At 73.3% G+C, this 20,532-nt stretch carries 22 protein-coding genes and 12 pseudogenes; 18 read left to right on the forward strand and 16 right to left on the reverse strand.

Annotated elements, in window-relative coordinates:
- Nucleotides 1-52 precede the first annotated feature (52 nt).
- Complete coding sequence (locus tag G5V59_RS29345; RefSeq protein ID WP_278258833.1) at nucleotides 53-907, forward strand: alpha/beta hydrolase; 855 nt, start codon at nucleotides 53-55, stop codon at nucleotides 905-907.
- Nucleotides 908-946: 39 nt separating this feature from the next.
- Here G5V59_RS29345 and glpX read toward each other — a convergent pair.
- From glpX to G5V59_RS37915, 3 genes and pseudogenes are all read right to left on the reverse strand, one after another.
- Nucleotides 947-2,000 (reverse strand): annotated as a pseudogene (glpX, locus tag G5V59_RS29350) (class II fructose-bisphosphatase).
- Between the two features lie 69 nt (nucleotides 2,001-2,069).
- Nucleotides 2,070-3,083, reverse strand: a complete 1,014-nt coding sequence (locus G5V59_RS29355) for an ATP-binding cassette domain-containing protein (protein ID WP_278258834.1) — start codon at nucleotides 3,081-3,083, stop codon at nucleotides 2,070-2,072.
- Nucleotides 3,080-3,487: an ABC transporter permease subunit gene (locus G5V59_RS37915; protein ID WP_341351060.1), complete on the reverse strand. Its 408-nt coding sequence runs from the start codon at nucleotides 3,485-3,487 to the stop codon at nucleotides 3,080-3,082. Before G5V59_RS37915 ends, G5V59_RS29355 begins: the two co-directional genes overlap by 4 nt.
- Before the next feature lie 62 nt (nucleotides 3,488-3,549).
- On the opposite strand from G5V59_RS37915, the gene G5V59_RS37920 reads away from it, so the two are divergent.
- On the forward strand, nucleotides 3,550-3,828 hold the full coding sequence (locus G5V59_RS37920) for a hypothetical protein (protein WP_341351061.1): 279 nt from the start codon (nucleotides 3,550-3,552) through the stop codon (nucleotides 3,826-3,828).
- Between the two features lie 34 nt (nucleotides 3,829-3,862).
- On the opposite strand, the gene G5V59_RS37925 is transcribed toward G5V59_RS37920, so the two are convergent.
- The 4 genes and pseudogenes from G5V59_RS37925 to G5V59_RS29370 form a co-directional block, all read right to left on the reverse strand.
- Nucleotides 3,863-4,069 carry a substrate-binding domain-containing protein gene (locus G5V59_RS37925; protein WP_341351332.1) on the reverse strand — a complete coding sequence of 69 codons (207 nt, stop codon included), beginning with the start codon at nucleotides 4,067-4,069 and terminating at the stop codon, nucleotides 3,863-3,865.
- Between the two features lie 109 nt (nucleotides 4,070-4,178).
- Nucleotides 4,179-4,511: pseudogene (locus tag G5V59_RS37930) on the reverse strand (substrate-binding domain-containing protein); the annotation flags it as partial.
- Nucleotides 4,393-4,695: pseudogene (locus tag G5V59_RS37935) on the reverse strand (hypothetical protein); the annotation flags it as partial. The pseudogenes G5V59_RS37930 and G5V59_RS37935, both read right to left, overlap by 119 nt.
- Nucleotides 4,655-5,067, reverse strand: a pseudogene (locus tag G5V59_RS29370) (helix-turn-helix domain-containing protein). The pseudogenes G5V59_RS37935 and G5V59_RS29370, both read right to left, overlap by 41 nt.
- A gap of 110 nt (nucleotides 5,068-5,177) precedes the next feature.
- On the opposite strand from G5V59_RS29370, the gene G5V59_RS29375 reads away from it, so the two are divergent.
- Nucleotides 5,178-5,774, forward strand: coding sequence for a DUF4245 family protein (locus G5V59_RS29375; RefSeq protein ID WP_278258835.1), 597 nt, complete (start codon nucleotides 5,178-5,180; stop codon nucleotides 5,772-5,774).
- 2 nt (nucleotides 5,775-5,776) lie between these two features.
- On the opposite strand, the pseudogene G5V59_RS29380 reads toward G5V59_RS29375, so the two are convergent.
- From G5V59_RS29380 to G5V59_RS37950, 4 genes and pseudogenes are all read right to left on the reverse strand, one after another.
- Nucleotides 5,777-5,988 (reverse strand): annotated as a pseudogene (locus G5V59_RS29380) (exodeoxyribonuclease VII small subunit).
- A complete protein-coding gene (locus G5V59_RS37940) occupies nucleotides 5,981-6,292 on the reverse strand; it encodes an exodeoxyribonuclease VII large subunit (protein WP_341351062.1) in 312 nt (103 codons plus the stop codon). Before G5V59_RS37940 ends, G5V59_RS29380 begins: the two are co-directional and overlap by 8 nt.
- Nucleotides 6,293-6,480: 188 nt before the next feature.
- A pseudogene (locus G5V59_RS37945) lies at nucleotides 6,481-7,023 on the reverse strand (exodeoxyribonuclease VII large subunit); the annotation flags it as partial.
- Nucleotides 6,954-7,214: pseudogene (locus G5V59_RS37950) on the reverse strand (exodeoxyribonuclease VII large subunit); the annotation flags it as partial. The pseudogenes G5V59_RS37945 and G5V59_RS37950, both read right to left, overlap by 70 nt.
- Nucleotides 7,215-7,264: 50 nt before the next feature.
- Between G5V59_RS37950 and G5V59_RS29390 the strand changes: the two are divergent.
- The 4 genes and pseudogenes from G5V59_RS29390 to G5V59_RS29405 all read left to right on the forward strand — a co-directional run bounded on the left by G5V59_RS29390 (nucleotide 7,265) and on the right by G5V59_RS29405 (nucleotide 9,007).
- Nucleotides 7,265-7,573 carry a hypothetical protein gene (locus G5V59_RS29390; protein WP_278258836.1) on the forward strand — a complete coding sequence of 103 codons (309 nt, stop codon included), beginning with the start codon at nucleotides 7,265-7,267 and terminating at the stop codon, nucleotides 7,571-7,573.
- 143 nt (nucleotides 7,574-7,716) lie between these two features.
- Nucleotides 7,717-7,974, forward strand: a pseudogene (locus G5V59_RS29395) (tRNA pseudouridine(38-40) synthase TruA); the annotation flags it as partial.
- 129 nt (nucleotides 7,975-8,103) lie between these two features.
- Nucleotides 8,104-8,704, forward strand: a pseudogene (locus tag G5V59_RS29400) (methyltransferase).
- A 9-nt stretch (nucleotides 8,705-8,713) separates the two neighbouring features.
- The gene (locus G5V59_RS29405; RefSeq protein WP_278258837.1) at nucleotides 8,714-9,007 is read left to right on the forward strand and encodes an SIMPL domain-containing protein; all 294 of its coding nucleotides are present in this window, start codon (nucleotides 8,714-8,716) and stop codon (nucleotides 9,005-9,007) included.
- A gap of 80 nt (nucleotides 9,008-9,087) precedes the next feature.
- Here the strand turns inward: G5V59_RS29405 and G5V59_RS29410 are convergent, their stop codons facing one another.
- Nucleotides 9,088-10,074, reverse strand: a complete 987-nt coding sequence (locus G5V59_RS29410) for a maleylpyruvate isomerase N-terminal domain-containing protein (RefSeq protein ID WP_278258838.1) — start codon at nucleotides 10,072-10,074, stop codon at nucleotides 9,088-9,090.
- Nucleotides 10,075-10,164: 90 nt separating this feature from the next.
- On the opposite strand from G5V59_RS29410, the gene G5V59_RS37955 reads away from it, so the two are divergent.
- The 4 genes and pseudogenes from G5V59_RS37955 to G5V59_RS29420 all read left to right on the forward strand — a co-directional run bounded on the left by G5V59_RS37955 (nucleotide 10,165) and on the right by G5V59_RS29420 (nucleotide 12,101).
- Entirely contained in the window at nucleotides 10,165-10,563 is a 399-nt protein-coding gene (locus tag G5V59_RS37955) for an ATP-binding cassette domain-containing protein (RefSeq protein WP_341351063.1), read from the forward strand.
- Between the two features lie 96 nt (nucleotides 10,564-10,659).
- Nucleotides 10,660-10,964, forward strand: a pseudogene (locus G5V59_RS37960) (ABC transporter ATP-binding protein); the annotation flags it as partial.
- Between the two features lie 615 nt (nucleotides 10,965-11,579).
- Nucleotides 11,580-11,852 carry a hypothetical protein gene (locus tag G5V59_RS37965; RefSeq protein ID WP_341351371.1) on the forward strand — a complete coding sequence of 91 codons (273 nt, stop codon included), beginning with the start codon at nucleotides 11,580-11,582 and terminating at the stop codon, nucleotides 11,850-11,852.
- 105 nt (nucleotides 11,853-11,957) lie between these two features.
- Entirely contained in the window at nucleotides 11,958-12,101 is a 144-nt protein-coding gene (locus tag G5V59_RS29420; RefSeq protein ID WP_278260131.1) for a DUF5302 family protein, read from the forward strand.
- Nucleotides 12,102-12,125: 24 nt separating this feature from the next.
- Here the strand turns inward: G5V59_RS29420 and G5V59_RS29425 are convergent.
- The 3 genes and pseudogenes from G5V59_RS29425 to G5V59_RS29435 all read right to left on the reverse strand — a co-directional run.
- Nucleotides 12,126-13,331 (reverse strand): annotated as a pseudogene (locus G5V59_RS29425) (trypsin-like peptidase domain-containing protein); the annotation flags it as partial.
- Nucleotides 13,319-15,586, reverse strand: a complete 2,268-nt coding sequence (locus tag G5V59_RS29430; RefSeq protein WP_278258839.1) for a hypothetical protein — start codon at nucleotides 15,584-15,586, stop codon at nucleotides 13,319-13,321. The gene G5V59_RS29430 and the pseudogene G5V59_RS29425, both read right to left, overlap by 13 nt.
- A gap of 162 nt (nucleotides 15,587-15,748) precedes the next feature.
- The gene (locus G5V59_RS29435) at nucleotides 15,749-16,018 is read right to left on the reverse strand and encodes a hypothetical protein (RefSeq protein ID WP_278258840.1); all 270 of its coding nucleotides are present in this window, start codon (nucleotides 16,016-16,018) and stop codon (nucleotides 15,749-15,751) included.
- A gap of 201 nt (nucleotides 16,019-16,219) precedes the next feature.
- Between G5V59_RS29435 and G5V59_RS29440 the strand changes: the two genes are divergently transcribed.
- The 7 genes and pseudogenes from G5V59_RS29440 to G5V59_RS37975 all read left to right on the forward strand — a co-directional run bounded on the left by G5V59_RS29440 (nucleotide 16,220) and on the right by G5V59_RS37975 (nucleotide 19,084).
- Nucleotides 16,220-16,438 carry a hypothetical protein gene (locus G5V59_RS29440; protein ID WP_278258841.1) on the forward strand — a complete coding sequence of 73 codons (219 nt, stop codon included), beginning with the start codon at nucleotides 16,220-16,222 and terminating at the stop codon, nucleotides 16,436-16,438.
- Entirely contained in the window at nucleotides 16,416-16,787 is a 372-nt protein-coding gene (locus G5V59_RS29445; RefSeq protein WP_278258842.1) for an ABC transporter permease subunit, read from the forward strand. The genes G5V59_RS29440 and G5V59_RS29445 overlap by 23 nt, the downstream gene beginning before the upstream one ends.
- Before the next feature lie 11 nt (nucleotides 16,788-16,798).
- Complete coding sequence (locus tag G5V59_RS29450; protein WP_278260132.1) at nucleotides 16,799-17,053, forward strand: ABC transporter permease subunit; 255 nt, start codon at nucleotides 16,799-16,801, stop codon at nucleotides 17,051-17,053.
- A 9-nt stretch (nucleotides 17,054-17,062) separates the two neighbouring features.
- On the forward strand, nucleotides 17,063-17,683 hold the full coding sequence (locus G5V59_RS29455; RefSeq protein ID WP_278258843.1) for a hypothetical protein: 621 nt from the start codon (nucleotides 17,063-17,065) through the stop codon (nucleotides 17,681-17,683).
- A gap of 17 nt (nucleotides 17,684-17,700) precedes the next feature.
- Nucleotides 17,701-18,102, forward strand: a complete 402-nt coding sequence (locus G5V59_RS29460; protein WP_278258844.1) for a hypothetical protein — start codon at nucleotides 17,701-17,703, stop codon at nucleotides 18,100-18,102.
- Nucleotides 18,103-18,257: 155 nt separating this feature from the next.
- Nucleotides 18,258-18,374, forward strand: a pseudogene (locus G5V59_RS37970) (ABC transporter ATP-binding protein); the annotation flags it as partial.
- A gap of 104 nt (nucleotides 18,375-18,478) precedes the next feature.
- Complete coding sequence (locus tag G5V59_RS37975) at nucleotides 18,479-19,084, forward strand: ATP-binding cassette domain-containing protein (protein ID WP_341351333.1); 606 nt, start codon at nucleotides 18,479-18,481, stop codon at nucleotides 19,082-19,084.
- Nucleotides 19,085-19,185: 101 nt separating this feature from the next.
- Here G5V59_RS37975 and G5V59_RS29470 read toward each other — a convergent pair whose 3' ends face one another.
- Nucleotides 19,186-20,517: an AMP-binding protein gene (locus G5V59_RS29470; protein ID WP_278258846.1), complete on the reverse strand. Its 1,332-nt coding sequence runs from the start codon at nucleotides 20,515-20,517 to the stop codon at nucleotides 19,186-19,188.
- Nucleotides 20,518-20,532 lie beyond the last annotated feature (15 nt).

The raw sequence follows: 20,532 nt of genomic DNA on the forward strand, positions 1-20,532 counted from the left end.
AAGTGTGCCCAATCCCGTGTAGTTGCCGTTTCAACTGGGTACCGTCTGTGACGTGAGCAACACGTTGGCGCCCTGGCTGCTGCCCGACGGCTACGGCCGCCCGGCACTGGCCGCGCTGCTGCGCGAGGGCAGTCTGGTGACCGAGGCCGGCCGGTTCGCTGTACGACGGGGGGCGAGTCGCCGCGAGCGCCACCGCACGCCGTACGCCGCCCGGCAGGCCGCCCGGGTCTCCGAGCCGGTGCTGCTCATCCCCGGCTTCCTGGCCGGCGACTGGACGCTCACCGCGATGGCGGCCGAGCCTGCGCGGGCGCGGGTTCCGGACCTACCGCTCGCAGATCAGCGCCAACATCGGCTGCACGCTGAGACTCGGCACTCACCCTGGAGGCGCGGATCGAGGAGATCGCCGAGCGGCGCGAGGCGCGGGTGCAGACTCGTCGGGCACAGCCTCGGCGGGATGATCTCCCGCGGGCTGGCCGCGCGCCGGCCCGACCTGGTCGCCGGGATCGTGACGATGGGCAGCCCGATGCGTGCGCCCGCCGCGCACCACGCGCTGCTGACCCGCGGCGTCCGCGTCCTCAACCGGCTCTCCGACGTGGGCTTCTCGACGCTGATGTCGGAGGACTGCGTGGCGGGGGAGTGCGCGCACCTGAGCCTTCACCGAGTCCCAGGAGCCGCTGCGCGCCGACGTCGGGATGACCAACATCTACTCCCGCCGCGACGGCATCGTCGACTGGAGGGCGTGCATCGACCCGCAGGGCGAGGCCGTCGAGGTGCGCGCCTCGCACATCGGGATGGCCGTGGACCCGCGGGTCAGCGACCTGGTGGCGGCGGCGCTGCTGCGCCAGAGCGCAGCGCTCGCGGCCCCGTTGAGCGTGGTCGAGACCGCCTGAGCCGCGCTCGCACCTGACGTGCCTGTCGCGGATCGACGTGATTCGCGACAGATACGTCAGGTACGACGCGTGCCCGGAACCTCGAAGCCGCTCAGTCGAAGTCGATCGCGGAGAAAGTCTGCGCGCACTTCGAGAGCCTGGTGCTCGGAGGTGATCGTGCGGATCGTGCCCGTGCGCGAGCGCATGACCAGCGACTGGGTGACCGCGCCGCCGCCGCGGTAGCGCACACCGCGCACCAGCTCGCCGTCGGTGATGCCGGTGGCGACGAAGAAGCAGTCGTCACCGGTGACCAGGGTGTCGGTGGTCAGGATGTGGTCGGGGTCCAGGTCGTGGCCCGCGTCGATGGCGCGCTGGCGCTCCTCGTCGTCGGTCGGCCAGAGCCGGCCCTGGATGGTGCCGCCCATGGCCTTCATCGCGCAGGCGGCGATGATGCCCTCCGGGGTGCCGCCGATGCCGAGGAGCAGGTCGATGCCGGTGTCGGCGCGGGCGGCCATGATCGCGCCGGCGACGTCGCCGTCGGTGATGAACTTGATCCGGGCGCCGGTGGCGCGGATGTCGTCGACGAGTTTGCTGGTGGCGCGGGCGGTCGAGCAGGACGACGGTGACGTCGGAGGGGTTGGAGCCCTTGGCCTTGGCGACCTGGGCGATGTTCTCGGCGACGGGGTAGCGGATGTCGACGACGTCGGCGGCCTCGGGACCGGTGACGAGCTTCTCCATGTAGAACACCGCCGACGGGTCGTACATCGTCCCGCGCGGCGCGACCGCCAGCACGGCCACGGCGTTGGCCATGCCCTTCGCGGTCAGGGTGGTGCCGTCGATCGGGTCCACGGCGACGTCGCACTCCGGGCCGGTGCCGTCGCCGACGGTCTCGCCGTTGTAGAGCATCGGGGCGTTGTCCTTCTCGCCCTCACCGATGACCACGGTGCCGTTCATGCTGACGCTGGAGATCATCACCCGCATCGCCTGGACCGCGACGCCGTCGGCGCCGTTCTTGTCGCCCCGGCCGACCCACCGCCCTGCTGCCATGGCCGCGGCCTCGGTGACGCGCACCAGCTCGAGGGCGAGGTTGCGGTCGGGGGCGGTCGGCTCCACGGCGAGGGCGTCGTTCATGGTGCGAACTTTATCGGTCCCACGGCGCCGGCGGTGATCAGCGCGCGTAGACAGACACCTCCGTCGCCTTCACGACGAAGGCTGACCGCCTGTCCGGGCGCCAGCCCGAGTCTCCGCGGCGGCGGCGATCGTGACGTCCGCGGCCAGGCTCGCCGGCACGCACGCGGACCACGTCGCCGAGCGGCTCCAGGCTCCTCGATCCGCGCCGGGAGGACGTTGCGCGGGCTGCCGCCCGGCGGCTCGCGGTGCACGGCGACAGCGGAGGGGCGGAAGACCGCGACGGCGTCGCTGCCGGCCGCGGGGGCGGGATCGTCGTGGGTGCCGTGCAGGACCGACCCGTCCCGGCGTCGTACGCCGTCGGGGGTGGCGGTCCCGCCGACCAGGTTGAGCCCGGCGAAGCGTGCCGCGAAGGCGCTGCGCGGCCGGGAGAGCACCGCGGCGGCCGGCCCGTCCTCGACCACCCGCCCGCCGTCGAGCACCACGACCCGGTCGGCCAGCAGGAGCGCGTCGAGGACGTGGTGGGTGACGACGACGGCGGTCCGGTCGGCGAGCACGGTGCGCAGCAGCTGGCGCAGCGCGGGCGCGACGGCGATGTCGAGGGCGGCCATCGGCTCGTCGAGCAGCAGCAGCCGGGGGTCGGCGGCGAGGGCACGGGCGACCGCGACCCGCTGCGCCTGGCCGCCGGAGAGCCTGGGCCGGGCGGCGGCCGGCCAGGTCGCCGGCACCGACCTCGGCGAGCCACTGCTCGGCGGCGGCCCGGGATGCCGACCGGCCGGTGCCGCGACTGCGCGGGCCGAAGGCGACGTTCTCCAGGACGCTGAGGTGCGGGAAGAGCAGGGGGTCCTGCGCCAGCAGCGCGGTACGACGGCGGTGCGGGGCCCGCCACCGCCCGTCCCCGGTGAGCACCTCCCCGTCGAGCACCACCCGGCCGGCATCGGGGCGCAGCAGGCCGCCGAGCACGTCGAGGGTGGTCGACTTGCCGGCCCCGTTGGGCCCGAGCAGGGCGACGGTCTCCCCGTCGGCCACCTCGAAGGCGACCTCGACGTCGCGCGCGGCGACCCGCACGTCCACGAGCAGGCTCATGACGCACCTCGCGGGCGGACCAGGCCGATGACGAGGATCGCCACGACCACGAGCAGCAGCGACATCGCCACGGCGGCGTCGGAGTCGGTGGCGCGGAGGTTGTAGATCAGCAGCGGCAGGGTGCGGGTCGTGCCCTCCAGGCTGCCCGCGAAGGTGACCGTCGCGCCGAACTCCCCGAGCGAGCGGGCGAAGGCGAGCACGGCGCCGGAGGCCAGGCCGGGCAGGACCAGGGGGAGCGTGACCCGGCGCAGCACCGTGGTCGGTGCGGCACCGAGCGAGGCGGCCACCACGTCGTACCGCTCGCCGGCGGTGCGGAGCGCGCCCTCCAGGCTGACCACCAGGAAGGGCAGCGAGACGAAGGTCTGGGCCAGCACCACCGCGATCGTCGAGAAGGCGATCTGCACGCCCCACGCCTCCAGCCTGCTCGCCGAGCAGGCCCCGGCGGCCGAAGGCCGCGAGCAGCGCGATGCCGCCGACGACGGGCGGGAGCACCAGTGGCAGCAGGACGAGCGAGCGGACCACGCCGAGCCAGCGGGCCTCGCTGCGCGCGAGGACGACGGCCAGCGGGATCCCCAGCACCAGGCAGAGCGTGGTGCTGGCCGCCGAGGTGCGCAGGCTCAGCCCCAGCGCGGAGCGGGCCGCCTCGGAGGTGACCAGGCCGGGGAAGTCCGCCCAGGCGATCCGGGTCGCGAGCGAGGCGACCGGGAGCACCACGAACACGCCGGCCAGCAGCGCCGGGACGTAGACCCAGCGCGGCAGGCCGACGTGACGGGTGCGGCTCACGAGGCCGGCGGCCCGAACCCCGCGTCGGCGAGCACCTTCTGCCCGTCACCGAGGACGAGGTCGATCCACTGCTGGGCGAGGTCGGCGTGCGAGGAGTCCTTCACCGCGACGATCGGGTAGTGGTTGACGACCTCGTCGGCCTCGGGGAAGGTCACCGCCTCGACCTTGTCGCCGGCGGCCTCGACGTCGGTGACGTAGACCAGGCCCGCGTCCCCCCTCGCCGGCCTCGATCTTGCCGAGGACGTCGGTGACCGACTGCTCCTCGCTGTCGGGCGCGAGCGTCACGCCGGCCTTCTCCGCGACCTGCTCGGCCGCGCTGCCGCAGGGCACCTCGGGTGCGCAGACGACGATGTCGAGGTCCTTCTTCGCGAGGTCGGCGAGGCCGGTGACCTTGGCGGGGTTGCCGGGCGGGACCGCGATGGTGAGCGTGTTGGTGGCGAACTCCTTCGGCGTTCCCCCGGCGAGATCCGCGGAGGTCAGCTTTGTCCATGTTCTTGGTGTCGGCGGAGGCGAACACGTCGGCCTCGGCGCCGTCGGTGATCTGCGCGACCAGGTCGGAGGAGCCGCCGAAGGAGAGCCTTGACGTCCACGTCGGGGTGGGCGTCCTCGTAGGTCTTCTCCAGGCTCCTCGAAGGACTTCTTCAGCGACGCCGCCGCGAACACGGTGAGCGTGGTCTTGTCCTTCGAGCCGTCGGCCTTGTCGCCGTCGCCGTCGCCGTCGTCGCCACAGGCGGCGAGGGGGAGGGACAGGAGCGCGACCGCTCCGGCGAGGGCCCAGGTCTTCTTCGTCATGCGTGCTTCCTCGGGACGGGTCGTTCGACGACGACATTGGTGGACTTGACCGACGCGATCGCCCGCGCACCGGGCTCGAGCCCGAACCGGCGGCCGCCTCGGCGCTCATCAGGGACACGACGCGGTAGGGACCGCAGACCATCTCGACCTGCGCCATCACCGTGTCGGCGAGGACGCGGGTGACGATCCCGGTCATCCGGTTGCGGGCGCTGACGTCACCGGAGCGGGTGCGCTCCTTCTCGGCGTCGTCGACCAGCGAGGCGGCGAGCGCCGCCAGGTCGGTGCCCGGGACGACGGTGCGCCCCTCGACGCTGCGGGCGGCGACCCGGCCGCTGTCGATCCACCGCCGCACGGTGTCCGTGCTGACGCCGAGCAGCTCGGCGGCCTCCGCGACGCGGTAGTCGGTCATGGCGTCACTCTGGCGCATCTGCGCGAGAATTGCACGAATTGCGCCGCATCTGCGACTTGGACGGCCCTGGGTGGGGCTCGCGGCCTCGGCCCTGGGAGAATGGAACGGTCATGAGCAGCCAGCCCGTCGAGCCCGCCGGCAAGCCCGGGCGCTACCAGCGCTCGGCCGCCGGGCTGATCACCTCCCTCGTCGTCACCGTGCTCGCCATCGCCGGGCTGCTCTACTTCATGGGCGCCTTCCGGCCCGACTTCGAGGCGAAGCCGGAGGCGATCGACTACCTGGAGACGGTGCAGTCGGCGCAGCAGGCCGGCCTGCACCCGGCCTATCCGCCGAGCCTGCCGAAGGGCTGGATCGCGACCGGCGTGGACGTCACCGTCGAGGAGCCGCAGGTCTTCATGCTGCGCATGCTCACCGACGACGACCGCTTCGCGGCCGTGCGCCTGGAGAAGGCATCTGTCGGGGCGCTGCTCGCGGCCTGGGTGGACGAGGACACCGCGACAGCCGACGCCTACACCGTGCCGGCGAGCGTGAAGAGCCCGGTCGCGAGGACCTGGAAGGGCTACACCGACGACGGTGGCGACACGGCGTACGCCGCCGAGGTGGACGGCGGCACCGTGCTGGTGTTCGGCTCGGCGCCGGCCGGCGACCTGCGCACCATCGTGGACAGCCTGGTCACCACGCCCGTTCCGAAGCCCGCGAAGAAGTAGCCCTACTCCTCGTCGTCGGCCCCGAGCACGGCCTCCAGCCGCTCCCGGGCGCCGTCGATCCACTCCTGGCACACGCCGGCCAGCCGCTCGCCGCGCTCCCACAGTGCGAGGGACTCCTCGAGCGTCGTACCCCCGGTCTCGAGCCTGGCGGACCACCTCGACCAGGCTCGGCGCGGGCCTCCTCGTAGGACGGCGTCTCGGTCTGCTCAGTCATGGCTCTCCTCGGTGGCTCTCGCCTCGGTGTGGATGCGGCCGTCGGCGACCCGGACGGTCAGGGCGGCGCCCGGGGCGACGCCGGAGACGCTGGTGACGACGTGGCCCTCGGCGTCCTGGAGCACGGCGTAGCCGCGCTGGAGGGTGGCGAGCGGGGACAGGGCCTGCACCCGCGCGCGGTGGTGGTGCACGTCGTCGGCGGCCCGGTCCAGCCTGCCACTCCAGGCTGCCGGCGGATCCGCGAGCGCCAGTCGTCGAGTCTCCTCGGCCCGGGCGTCGAGCAGGGTGGTCGGCTCCGCGAGCACCGGGCGCGAGCGGAGCGCGTCGAGCCTGGGCCTGCTCGCGGTCGAGCCGGGCCCGGACCGCCTGCCGGAGCCGGGCCCGGGCCTCCGCGACCCGGCCGCGCTCCTGGGCCATGTCCGGCACGACCAGGCTTGGCGGCGTCGGTCGGGGTCGAGGCGCGGACGTCGGCCACCAGGTCGAGCAGCGGGCTGTCGGGCTCGTGCCCGATCGCCGAGACGACCGGCGTGCGCACCGCGGACACCGCGCGGATCAGGCCCTCGTCGGAGAAGGGCAGCAGGTCCTCGACGGAGCCGCCGCCGCGGGCGACCACGATGACCTCGACGTCGGGGTGGGCGTCGAGGCGGCGGACCGCCTCGATCACCTCGGCGGCCGAGCGGTGGCCCTGCATGGCGGCGTAGGCGACCTCGAAGGCCACGGCGGGCCAGCGGCGGGTGGCGTTCTCGACGACGTCGCGCTCGGCCGCCGACTTCGGCGCGGTGACCAGGCCGACCCGCCGGGGGAGGGTCGGCAGCGGACGCTTGCGCTCCTGGGCGAACAGGCCCTCCGCGGCCAGCAGCCTGACGGCGCTGCTCCAGCCGGGCCAGGAGCCTCGCCGAGACCCACCATCCGGATGTCGCGGGCCTGCAGCGAGAGCGTCCCCCGGTTGGCGTAGTACGACGGCCGGGCGTGGATCACCACGCTCGCGCCCTCCTGCAGCGGCGCCGGCAGGCCGTCGAAGAGCACCCGCGAGCAGGTCACCGGCACCGAGATGTCGGCGACCGAGTCGCGCAGGGTGAGGAACACCGTGGCCAGGCCGGGCCGCCGGCTGATCTGGGTGACCTGGCCCTCGACCCACACCGGTCCGAGCCGGTCGATCCAGCCGGAGATCGCGTTGGCGATCGCCCGGACCGGAGCCGGCTTCTCGACGGAGGTCTCCAGGGCCACGGTCGCGAGCCTATTTCATCCCTCCGACGCAATGCTCCTAGGCTGCTCGGGTGCGCCTGCGGATCGACCTCGCCTACGACGGCGGAGACTTCCGCGGCTGGGCGGCCCAGCCGAGCCTGCGGACCGTGCAGGGCGAGCCTGACGACCGCGCTGACGACGGTCCTCCGGCTGCCCGAGGAGGCGCAGGTGACCTGCGCCGGGCGCACCGACGCCGGCGTGCACGCGCGCGGCCAGGTGGTCCACCTCGACCTCGACCCGGAGGTCTCGAAGACCGCCGCGCGGCAGGTGACCCGAGCTCGACGTGCTGGCGCGGCGGCTCAACGGCTTCCTGCCCCGTGACGTGCGGGTACGACGCGTGAGCGAGGCCCCCGCGGGCTTCGACGCCCGGTTCGCGGCCCTGTGGCGGCGCTACGCCTACCGGATCGTGGACGACCCGGCCCGGGTGGACCCGCTGACCCGCAACCACGTGCTGGCCTGGGGCCGGCCGCTGGACGTCGCCGCGATGGACGAGGCCGCCGGCTCGCTGGTGGGCCTGCACGACTTCGCGGCCTTCTGCAAGAAGCGCGAGGGCGCGACCACGATCCGCACCCTGCTCGACTTCGGCTGGACCCGCGAGGCCGACGGGCTCCTGGTCGGGCACGTGCGCGCCGACGCCTTCTGCCACTCGATGGTGCGGGCCCTGGTGGGCTGCATGATCGCGGTCGGCGAGGGCCGCAAGGAGCCCGGCTGGGCGATCGAGATCCTCACCGGGCGCCGCCGCGACCCCAACGTCGTCGTGGTGCCCGCGCACGGGCTGACCCTGGAGGAGGTCGCCTACCCCGAGGACGCCGCGCTGGCGGCCCGGGTGGAGCCTGACCTCGGCGCGTCGTACCGGCACGGAGGTCGAGGGATGAGCGACGAGCACTACTTCTCCGCCGACCCGTCGGTCGCCTTCCAGCGTGCGCCCGTCGAGACCGAGGTCTGGGGCCACCGGCTGAGCCTGGTCAGTGGGTCCGGGGTGTTCGCCCAGGGCCGTCTCGACATCGGGACGTCGGTCCTGTTCCGCGAGACCGAGGCGCCGTCCGGCCGGCGGATCCTCGACCTCGGCTGCGGGTACGGCGTGATCGGTCTCGCCTGCGCGGTCGCGGCCCCGGAGGCGGTGGTGACCGCCGTGGACGTCAACCAGCGTGCCGTGCTCCTCGCGAACGAGAACGCCGCGGCGCTCGGGGTGACGGACCGGTTCCGGGCGCTCGGGCCGGACGAGGTCGCACCGGACGCCGTGTTCGACGAGATCTGGTCGAACCCGCCGATCCGGATCGGCAAGGCGGCGTTGCACGAGTCTGCTGCTGACCTGGCTGCCGCGGCTGACGCCGGAGGGCCGGGCGGTGCTGGTCGTCGGCAAGAACCTCGGCGCCGACTCGCTGCAGCGCTGGCTGGGGGAGCAGGGCTTCCCGACCGAGCGGATCGCCAGCGCGAAGGGCTTCCGGGTGCTGCAGACGCACCGCTCCTAGAGTGGCCGCATGCCGACCGAGTTCACCGTGCGGGGCTCGCACTCCGCCTTCCAGCCGCCCGAGCGCGCCACCGCGCAGGTCACGCTGTCCTTCCAGGGCCCTGCCCTGCAGCCGGTCTACGACCGGGTCGTGGCCGACCTCGAGGCCGTGAAGGCGTCGGTGCAGGAGCCTCCACGACCCCGCCCAGGGACCGGTCACCTGGTGGTCCACCGGCCACGTGCGCACCTGGGCCGAGCGCCCCTGGAACCAGGACGGCAAGCAGGCTGCCGCTCGTGCACCACGCCAGCGTCGGGGTGCAGGTGAAGTTCCGCGACTTCACCCGCCTCACCAGCCTGGGTGGGCCGCCTGGTCAGGCTCGGCGCAGGGCTTCCACCTCGACGGTGTCACCTGGGCGCTGACCGAGACGCACCGCATCGAGTCTCGAGCGCGCCGTGCGCACCAGTGCCGTGCAGGACGCGGTCCGCCGCGCGCAGCAGTACGCCGACGCGCTCGGCCTCGGACCGGTCCGGCCGGTCGCGGTCGCGGACGCCGGGATGCTCACCGCCGGCCTGCACCCCTCCGGTGGCGGCGGGGGCGGGGGTTTCGCCCGCATGGCCGCGGCGAAGGACTCCGGCGGCGCGGAGCCTCGGCTCTCGCCCGAGGACATCGAGGTCAGCGCGCTGGTCGACGCGCGCTTCGTCGTCGACTGATCCCTCAGGGGGTCGCGGTCGCCGCGGCCAGCAGGTCCGCCGCCGGGCCGGTCGCGGGGAGGCGTCCCCACAGCACGAGCAGCAGGCTCGCGGGCGGTGCCCTCGAGCACCACCTCCGGCGCCACGACGTCGTTGGCCAGCATCGTCTCCCCGCCCGTGTCGCTCGCGCGCAGCCGGAGCGGCGCCGCCAGCGGTGCGCTCCGCCCGAGCCGCACCTGGCGCGGGTAGAACAGCGTCGCCACCTCGGCCACGCCGTCCCAGGCCAGGTCGGCGGAGACGTCCCAGGAGCCGGTCGCCTGCTGGGCGGCGAGGGCGTCGTACAGGTGCAGCGTGGCCTCGTGCACCTGGCGGCGCCGCCAGAACCCGGCCATCTTCTCGTCGCCGAACGTCCACGCCGGTGCCTCCGGGTCGGTCGCCCGCAGCACGTCGAGCAGGCTCCGCCGCGGCCGTGCGGTAGCCCGCGACCAGCGCCGTGCGCTCGCTGCCGGGCGCGGGGGAGTCGCCGTCCGGCGTACCGGCGGTGACGGCGTGGCTCGCCCAGGCGTGCGTCCAGCGCAGGTGCTCGCCGAGGTCCGCGAGGCTCCAGCCCGGACAGGTCGGGACGGGCGCCGTCAGGTCCGCGGTCTCCAGCACCTCGGCGAAACGGCCGGTGGTGTCCTCCAGCAGGTCGATCCACTCCATGGGCGCATCCTCCCAGCAGCGGGTAATCGACTCGCCTCGGCGCCCCCGGCGGGGGAGAATCCTCGACCGTGGGTCACGTAGAGGTCGCCGGTGTCCGGTACGAGTCTGCCCGACGGGCGGGTCCTGCTGGACGACGTCTCGTTCCGGGTCGGCGAGGGCGCGAAGGTCGCGCTCGTCGGAGCCAACGGCGCGGGCAAGACGACGCTCTTCCGGATCATCACCGGCGAGCTCGCCCCGCACGCGGGCACCGTGGTCCGCTCGGGCGGCTTGGGGATCATGAGCCAGATGGTCGACCGCGGGCTCGGCGAGGCGCCGACGGTGGCGGACCTGCTGCTCGCCCTGGCCCCGGCCCGGGTGCGCGCCGCGGCGGCGGAGGTGGACCGCTGGGAGCCTGGCCCTGATGGACACCGACGACGAGGCCACCCAGCCTGGCCTACGCCACCGCCCTGGCCGAGTACGCCGACGCCGGCGGCTACGACGTCGAGGTGACCTGGGACGTGTGCACGGTCAAGGCGCTCGCGCTGCCCTACGACCGGGCCAAGTACCGCGAGTCTGTCGACGCTCAGCGGCGGTGAGCAGAAGCGGGTGGTGCTGGAGTACCTGCTCGCCGGGCCCGAGGAGGTGCTCCTGCTCGACGAGCCGGACAACTTCCTCGACGTGCCGGGCAAGGTCTGGCTGGAGCAGCGGATCGCCGCCTCGGACAAGACGATCCTGTTCATCAGCCACGACCGCGAGTCTGCTGGCCAACTGCGCGACCCACGTGGTGACCGTCGAGCTCGGCGCGGGGGGCGGCGGCAACAGCGCCTGGACGCACGTGGGCGGCTTCGCGTCGTACCACGAGGCGAGGAAGGACCGCTTCGCCCGCTTCGCCGAGCCTGCGCCGGCGCTGGGACGAGGAGCACGCCAAGGCTCAAGGCGCTGGTGCTGCGGCTGAAGATCAAGGCGGAGTACAACGACGGCATGTCCTCGCAGTACCGCGCCGCGCAGACCCGGCTGCGCAAGTTCGAGGAGGCCGGCCCGCCCACCGAGCAGCCCCGCGAGCAGCAGGTGACGATGCGGCTCTCCGGCTCCCGCACCGGCAAGCGGGCGGTGGTCTGCGAGGACCTGGAGTCGACCGGGCTGATGAAGGCCTTCGACCTCGAGGTCTGGTACGGCGACCGGTTGGCCGTGCTCGGCTCCAACGGCTCCGGCAAGTCGCACTTCCTGCGGCTGCTCGCCGCCGGCGGGAGCGACCCGGACGTGGAGCACCGCCCGGTGGGCGAGGCGGAGATCGCGCCGGTGCGTCACACCGGGCGGGCCCGGCTCGGCGCGCGGGTGCGCCCGGGCTGGTTCGTGCAGACCCACGAGCACCCCGAGTCTGGTCGGCCGCACGCTGCTGGAGATCCTGCACCGCGGTGACGGCGACCCGAACGGGCGCAAGGGGATGGGCCGCGAGCAGGCCGCGCGGGTGCTCGACCGCTACGAGCTCGCGGCCGACTCCGAGCAGGCCTTCGAGTCGCTCTCGGGTGGACAGCAGGCCCGCTTCCAGATCCTGTTGCTGGAGTCTGTCCGGCGCCACGCTGCTCCTGCTCGACGAGCCGACCGACAACCTCGACGTGCAGTCCGCCGAGGCGCTGGAGGAGGGGCTCGCGGCCTTCGAGGGCACCGTCGTCGCGGTGACCCACGACCGGTGGTTCGCGCGCGGCTTCGACCGGTTCTGCGTCTTCGGCGCCGACGGCTCGGTCTACGAGTCCGACGTACCGGTCTGGGACGAGGGCCGGGTGGCGCGGGCGCGCTAATCCGCTTGGCTCCAGGTCACCGGCGTGCGACGGTGGAGGGGCTCACCACCGCGAGGGAAGGACCGCCCCATGGCTGACTCCGCCAACGACGATCTCAAGGCCAAGATGCGCGAGGCCCTGGACCGCAAGAACCGCAAGGAGAAGGGCGTCCACGAGGACGGACCGGTGCCGGAGAAGGCGCACGGGTCCGAGGTGGTCGGCGGTGCCCCGAAGATGCACCGCCGCAAGGCCGGAGGCGGCGGCTCCTAGTCCGAGCCGAGCCTTGAGGTCCGTGGTGGCCTTCTTGCTCCCACGCAGGTAGGTCACCTTCACGGTGTCACCGGGCCGGTAGGCGCGCACGGTCGCGATCAGCGACTCGCTGTCGTCGATGCGGTGGTCGTCGATGCCGGTGATCACGTCGCCGCTCTTGAGCCCGGCGTCGGCCGCGGCCGAGCCCTTCTCGAGTCTCGGCGATGCGGGCGCCGGAGAGCGTGGTGTCGCTGGAGCCCGCCGTACCGGTGACGTCGCGCACCTGGATGCCCAGCCGGGCGTGCGTGGCGGTGTCGCCGTTGCGCAGCCTGCTCGATGATCGGCAGCACCTCGTCGATCGGGATCGCGAAGCCGAGGCCGATCGAGCCGGACTCCGCGCCGGCGCCCGAGCCCGAGCCGGTGGAGCGGATCGAGGCGTTGATGCCGACCAGCCTGGCCGTCCATGTTGACCAGCGGGCCACCGCTGTTGCCCGGGTTGATGGCGGCGTCGGTCTGGATGGCGGGGTACGCCGTGACGTTGCCCTGCTGGTCGCGAGCCACCTCGACCGGGCGGTCCAGCGCGCTCACGATGCCGCTGGTGACCGTGGCGTCGAGGCCGAACGGCGAGCCGATCGCCACGACCTGCTCGCCCACGTCCAGGTTGTCGGACTTGCCGATCGTGATCGGGGTGAGGTTGTCGACCTTCTCGACCTTGACCAGCGCCGTGTCGGTCAGCGGGTCGACGCCGATGACGGTGGCGCGGGCCTTGGTGCCGTCGCTGAACGACGCGGTGATCTCGGCCTGCTTGGCGTCGATCTGCCCGCCCAGGGTCACCACGTGGTCGTTGGTGAGGATCGTCCCGTCGCTGTCGAGCACGACGCCCGAGCCGCTGCCGGCCGAGCCGCCGCCGCTCACGTCGAGGGCCACCACGGAGGGCAGCACCTTCGCGGCCACCGACTCCACGCTGCCGGTCGCGGCCGGCTTGTCGCCACTGTCGGCGACCTGCAGAGGAGCCGCGGAGCCGCTGCCACCGCTGCCGGAGTCACCGTTGACCGCCTCGTAGAACGCCGCCCCGCCGATCCCGGCCCCGCCCCCGACGAGCAGCGCGCCGGTCAGCACCAGGGCCGCGAAGCCGGACCTGCGCGGGCGCGCAGGCTGCGGCGGCGGCCCCGACAGGAAGTACGGCGGTGCCGGTGGGGTCGGCGGCGGCGAGGACGGTGCCGGGGGCGGGGCCTGGGTCATGCCGTCCATCGTGGGCGGCGCGGCTGTGAAGGCGCTGAGACCGCGTTGAGGGTTCGCTCAGACCTTCGTCCGGCCCAGGTGCCCAGTCCAGGACTCAGTCCAGGTCGAGTCTCGGTCCGGGCCCACGCGCGCTCCCGCTGGAGCAGCCCGTCGTAGCCCTCGCGGGTGGCGAGGCCGCGCAGCAGGTCGAGCGCGCCGGGCACGGTGAGCGTCGGGAAGGCGTCCGCGTCCAGGGTGGTGTAGTCGCGGACCGGGAAGTCGCGGACCACGAAGCCGGGGGTGCCGCCCGCGATGCCCTCCAGCAGAGCGGTGGTGCCGACCGAGACCGAGACGAACACCTGGTTGGGCAGGTCGAGCCGGCGACCGTGGATGTAGACCGGCTGCCAATGCGCCGTGCGGCCGACGGTGCGGAAGAGCCAGTGCTCGGTGTCCCCCGCGGGGCCGCGCGGCTTGAAGTAGACGTCGATCGCCTGCTCGTGCTGCAGGCTCCTCGAAGCCGGCGAACAGGTCGCGGTAGGCTCTGCGCGTGCCGGTCGAGGTCGATCCACGGCGTGCGGCCCATCGTGGCCATGCCGCCGAAGATCACCACCGACAGCGGGGCGTCGGGGACGAAGGGCCGCGCCGGAGCGGGGGTGATGACCGAGCCCGGGACGTGGCGGACCACGCGACCGGGGAAGGCCTCGCGCCACATCTCGACGCCGGTCGCGGTGACCGCCTCGACCTCGTCGAAGGTCTCGGCCCGCCGGGCCTGGAGGTGCACCGGGTTGCTGGAGTGCGGGTGCAGGACGACCCGGCCGCCGGCGCGTCGTACGGCGTCGCCGACGATCACGCCCTCGGGCAGCAGGTAGTCGGCCACGTGCGCCTCGCGGATGCCGCGCCGGGCGACGTCCTTGTGGGCGGTCCAGGCCAGGTGCTCCAGGAAGGGCGACGTCGCGCGGTGCAGCCAGGCCGCCCAGCCTGTCGCCGATCGGCTCGCTCACCTCCAGCACGGCGTCGAGGGGCTGCGCCGCGGTCGAGAGCGAGTCCGTGCCGGGGAGCACCGCCACCCGGGTCAGGGGGAACTCGAAGGTCGGCAGACTGGTAGGCCTTGGGGTGCAGGGCGGCGTGCGCCTCGACGACCTGGGTACGCGAGTGGCGGCGGTCGTAGGCGAGGCTCGCCGACGACCGACCCGGACTCGTAGACGGTCGCACCGGGGTGCTGCTCGACGAGCAGCGGGAACGAGCGGATGCCGGCCGGCACCAGCGCCACCTCGGCGCCGGGCGCGCCCGGGCGGGCCGGACGCGGCTCCAGGCGGGTGCCCTTCTGGGCCATCCGCCAGCGCGACTGGAAGGCGACGGTCTGTGCTTCCTCCTCGATGGCCTCCCGCTCGTAGAAGCAGAGGAAGGCGTTGACCCCCCGCTCGATCAGCGCGAAGTAGAGGTAGTAGAGGCTGAACGCCGCCGCCGAGGGGTCGACGAGGTAGTTGACCATCATCGAGGGGATCTCGATGATCACGGGCGTCTCGGTCGAGGCCGCCGCGAGGTCGTCGGCCAGGCGCCGCATCGGGCGCAAGCTGGCTGGCCTCGTGGTAGACGCTGAGGAAGATCGCGTCGGAGAGCGTGGAGGCCGGCAGGTGCGGCTCCACGGCGTACCGCTCGCCGTAGCGGTCGGACCACTCGCGCGCGGCGTCGACGAGCGGGTCGCGGCCCAGGGCGGCGTCCGGCCAGCCGTCGGCGGCCTCCAGTGCGCTCGACGAAGCGGTCCAGGCAGGCTCTGGTTGAGGTAGCGGGTCGAGCGCAGCGCGGTCTCGACGGTCGACCCGGCGGGGACCCGGAGCACCCGCAGCGGGCCGAGGCCGTCGGGGACGACGGTCAGGGCCGGCAGCGCGCCGAGGACCGCGGCGTGCTCGGGGTCGATCGCGACGGGCAGGGTCTCGCGGGTGATGGAGCGCAGTGCCCGCAGCCGGTGGCGTACGGCGAAGCTGGTCGTCGTCCGCGTGCTCGGGCAGCACCGCGTCCAGGCCGGCGAGCAGCGCGATCGCGTCGTGCGCCAGGCCGGCGTCGTCGAGGACCTGGGCGACGGTGAGGTAGAACGCCGGCGTGAAGGGGCGCTCGTGCGGGTAGCCGCGGCGGCCCAACGAGAGCGCGACCTCGTGCCAGGCGGCCTCGAACCAGTCGCTGGTCGAGGGGCGGCGCGGGAAGCGGAGGCCGGGGAAGGCGGCGTGCCGCTCGTCGTAGTAGCGGGCCCAGAGGTCGGTCGCCTCGTCCCACTCGGCACCGGCCATGGCCAGGCTCCGCGCGCTGGCGGATCAGCGCCGGGTTGGCGCGCCGGACCTCGGGAACCCGGGCGAGGACCGCCCGCGCGCCGTCGACGTCGCCGATCATCCGGTTCGACGCGACGGCCTGGGCCCAGTGCTGGCCGCTGAGGTCGGGGCCGCGCAGCGCGATCAGCTCCTCCCAGACCGCGCGGGCGTCGGCCCAGTGACCGCGGGCGGCGAGGAGCCTGCGCCCGGGCGACGTAGAGCCGGATGGCCTGGGGGCGCTCGCGGAGTGCGGCGTCCAGGACCGCGGCGGCCTCGTCCCACTCGCGGTGCTCGCGCAGGCTCTTGACCAGGTCCAGCGTCTCGGGCACGGGCGTCGGCTCGTGCGGTGGCTGGACGGTGTCGCGCACCTTCCGGGCGACGCGGCGCACCAGCCTCCCGTGGCCTGCTCGCCATCCGTGCGCTCCCCCCTTTTTCCGTGCACGCTCGCGTGCGTTCCGAGACCTGGACCGGACCACCGTAGCCGCTGGAACCGGGCGCCCCGAACCCTGCCCGGGCGTGTCGATCCATGGCAAGCGCTCGGTCCCGGATCCGGCAAGCGGTGCTCACGTGGACCAAGTGAACAATGTCGCCTGAAACACTGTACATTCCGTCCTCGTGCCCTCCTCCCGCTCCCTGGTCCGTGCGCCGCGCCGCTGGATCGGTCTCGCCCTGAGCCTGGTCGTGCTGCTCGCGGTCTGGTCGCTGGTCGCCGGTGCCGACCTGGTCGAGCCGCACTACCTGACGCCGAGCCCCCGCGAGGTGTGGGACGCGTTCGTGCGCGCGAACAGTCTACCACCCGATCGGTGGCGGGGTGGACCGGGTAGTCCGCGGTGAGGAGCACTACTTCCTGTGGGAGCACCTCGTGGTGAGCCTGCGCCGGATCGGGCTCGGGCTGGTGCTCGGCGCGGCCGTCGGCGTACCGCTCGGGCTGCTGATGGGCACCGTGCGCTGGGTCGGAGACCTCGCCGGGCCGTACGTCGACTTCCTCCGCTCGCTCCCGCCGCTGGCCTACATCGGCTTCCTCGTCGCCTGGTTCGGCATCTACGACGCCTCGAAGGTGTGGCTGCTCGTGCTGGCGGCCTTCCCGCCGATCACCCTCGCCACCCTCAACGGCGTGCGCGGGGTGCGCCAGGACCAGGCTCGACGCCGCGCGCAGCCTGGGCGCCTCCGGCCTGCAGCCTGACCACCCAGGTCATCCTCCCCGCGACGCTGCCGGACATCCTGTCCGGCCTGCGCGTCGCGGTCGGCTTCGCGTGGACCACGGTCGTGGCCGCGGAGCTCGTCAACGGTCTGCCGGGCATCGGGGGCCTGGCCTATCTCTCGGGAACGCAGAACAAGATCGCCCTGTCGGTCGCCTGCATCCTCGTCATCGGCCTCACCGCCATCGCCCTTGACGCCGTCATCCGCACCATCGAGAAGCTCGTCGTCCCGTGGCGAGGAAAGGCCTAGACCATGAAGTTGTCCCGACTGACCGCTGCCACCGTGCTGGCCGCCGTGCTCCCGCTCTCGGCCTGCAGCCTGGGCGAGGACGAGCAGGCCACGGCCAGCGACTGCCCCTGGAAGGCCGACGAGTCGGTCACCGGCACCGTGCGGATCGGCTACCAGAAGATCCCGAACGGTGACGTCGTGGTGAAGGACCAGAAGATCCTCGAGAACTGCCTGCCCAAGGCCACGATCGAGTGGAACAACTTCGCCTCGGGCGGCGACGTCGTGCAGGCCTTCGGTGCCGGCAGCATCGACATCGGGCTGGCCGGCTCCTCGCCGTCGACCAAGGCGCTCTCCGCGCCGCTCAGCCTGCCGGTGAAGGTGATCTGGATCCACGACGTCATCGGCGAGGCCGAGTCGCTGGTCGTCCGCGACGGTGTCGCCACCGACATCAAGGGCCTCAAGGGCAAGACCGTCGCCACGCCCTTCGGCTCCACCGCGCACTACTCCCTGCTCCAGGCCATCGCCGACGCCGGCGAGGACCCGGCCGACTACAAGCCTGGTCAACAGCGAGCCCGAGCAGATCGCGCCCGCCTGGGCCAAGGGCGACATCGATGCCGCCTGGGTGTGGGACCCGACCCTCTCGGAGCCTGAAGAAGCAGGGCGGCACCGTGATCCTGTCCAGCAAGGACACCGCGGAGGCAGGCAAGCCGACCTACGACCTCGGCCTGGCGTCGGCTGCCTTCGTCGAGAAGAACCCGGCCGTCCTGGATGCCTGGGCCAAGGCCCAGGACCACGCCGTCGAGCAGATCCTGACCGACCCCGACAAGGCCGCCGAGAGCGTCGCCGTGGAGGTCGGGGTGAGCACGGAGGAGGCGAAGAAGCAGTTCGCCGGGCTGACCTACCTGCGCGCCGCCGACCAGGCCAAGGCGGAGTGGCTGGGCGAGAAGCTCGGCACCGACCTGCTCGCCACCGCGAAGTTCCTGCTCGCGCAGGACGGCATCTCGGCGGTGGCGCCGGCCGCGACGTACCGCGACGGGGTCGATGCCGACGTCGCCGCCTCGGTGAAGTGAGCGCCCGATGAGCAAGGACATCGCCGTCGCGGGGCTGGAGCACGTCTTCCGGTCCCGCGGCGGCGAGGTCGCCGCGCTCGACCGGATCGACCTCGACATCGCGCCGGGGGAGCCTGGTCACGCTCGCCGGTCCGTCCGGCTGCGGCAAGACGACCCTGCTGCGGATGATCGCCGGTTTCGTCCAGCCCTCCACCGGTGCGATCAGCGTCGGCGGCCGGCCCGTCACCCGGCCCGGCGTGGACCGCGGCGTGGTGTTCCAGCAGCCGGCGCTCTACCCCTGGCTCGACGTACGCCGCAATGTCGCGCTCGGCCCCAAAGCCTGCGCGGGGTCGGCAAGGCAGAGCGGCTCGCGACGGCCGATCGCTACCTGTCGCTGGTGGGCCTGGCCGACGCCGCGGACCGCCGGCCCTACGAGCTCTCCGGCGGCATGCAGCAGCGCGCCCAGATCGCGCGGGTGCTCGCCGGCGACCCCGAGATCGTGCTCATGGACGAGCCGTACGGCGCACTGGACGCCCTCACCCGCGAGCGGTTGCAGAACGAGCCTGCTCACGCTGTGGCGGGAGACCGGCAAGACCATCGTCTTCATCACCCACAGCGTCGACGAGGCCGTCTTCCTCGGCTCGCGGGTGCTGGTGATGAGCCCGCGGCCGGGACGGATCGTGCTCGACGAGCAGGTGCCCTTCTCCGCCGACGCCTCCCTGTCGCCGGACCGGGTGCGGGCGCTGCCGGAGTTCGCCGCTACCGCCGCCCGGGTGCGGGCCGCGATCGCGCACTGAGCGCGCTAGACCTGCCGGGCGTTCTCGTCCCAGTAGGGCTTGCGCGACTCGCGCTTCAGGATCTTGCCCGTGGGGTTGCGGGGGAGCGCGGTGATGATGTCGACGGACTTCGGCGCCTTGAAGTGGGCCAGCCGCTCGCGGGTCCACTCGATCAGGCTCGGTCTCGGAGGCGTCGGAGCCCTCGCGGAGCGCGACGACCGCCTTGACCGACTCGCCCCACTTCTCGTCCGGTACGCCGATGACGGCGACCTCGAGCACACCGGGGTGCTCGGAGAGGACTCGCTCGACCTCGGGGGAGTACACGTTCTCACCGCCGGTGATGATCATGTCCTTGAGCCGGTCGGAGACGAAGACGTAGCCGCCCTCGTCGACGTGGCCCATGTCGCCGGTGCGGAACCAGCCGTCCTCGGTGACGACCGCGGCGGTCTCCTCGGGCTTGTTGAGGAAGCCCTTCATCGCCTGCGGGGTCTTCAGCCAGATCTCGCCGTGCTCGCCGACGCCCACGTCGGTGAGGGTCGCGGGGTCGACGATGCGCACCTCGACCTCGGGGATCGGCTTGCCGGCGGAGACCAGCCGCTCGGGGTGGCCGTCGGCCTCGGCGGTGCGGTGGTCCTCGGGCATCAGGTGGGTCGCGACGCCGGCCACCTCGGTGAGGCCGTAGACCTGGATGAAGTCGGTGTCCGGCCAGGCCTCCATCGCAGCGCGCAGCAGCGGCGGCGGCATCGGCGCGGCGCCGTAGGTGTAGGTCTTGAGCAGGCCGAACAGGCTTCACCGCGTCCGGGCCGGCCTGCAGCACCTGGGCGAGCACGGCGGGCACGAGGAAGGTGCGGTTGGCGCCGGCGAGGATCGCGCCGGCCAGCGAGGCGGCGTCCGGCTCGCGGGTCATCACGCTCGGGACGCCGTCGTGGATCCCCATCAGGACGTACGACGAGCCGCCCACGTGGAAGAGCGGCATGGCCACCATCGACTTGTCGCCGGGCTCGAAGACCCAGCCGTCGTGGGAGTTCACGGTGTGCTTGACCATGTTGCGGTGGGTGAGCATGACGCCCTTGGGCCGGCCGGTGGTGCCGGAGGAGTACATGACGAGGCAGACGTCGTCCTCGAGCACGTCGGGGCCGTCGGCGCACGCGGTGGATGCGGCGAGGAACTGCTCGTAGGCGTCGTCCTCGCCGCCCTCGGGAGTGACCTCGATGATCCGCTCGACGTTCGGCAGCCGGTCGCGGATCGCCTCGATGGTGGGCATCGACTCGCGTCCCACGAAGAGCACCTTCGCGCCGGAGTCGTTGACGGCGTAGTCGATCTCGTCGCCCGCCGAGCGCCAGTTGATGATCGCGTTGGCGGCCCCGATCGAGCCGGCGGCGAGGCTGATCTCCACGCACGCCGGGTGGTTCTTGTCGAGGAAGGAGACGACGTCCCCGCGCGCGATGCCGAGGTCGCGCAGCCCGCCGGCGGCGCGGTGGACCCGCTCGTGCCACTCCCTCCAGGTCCAGGTGCGCCCGAGGTAGGTCATCGCCTCCGCGTCGGGGGTGGCCTCCGCCCAGTAGTTGAGCCGGTCGTCGACGTACGTCGGCTCCGGCGGGTTGGCGGGCGGCCAGGCCCGGTGCTGGTCGGGGGCGGGGGACTCCGTCGTCGCGCTCACGGCCCCGATTGTGGC

The sequence above is a fragment of the Nocardioides convexus genome (assembly GCF_011090295.1).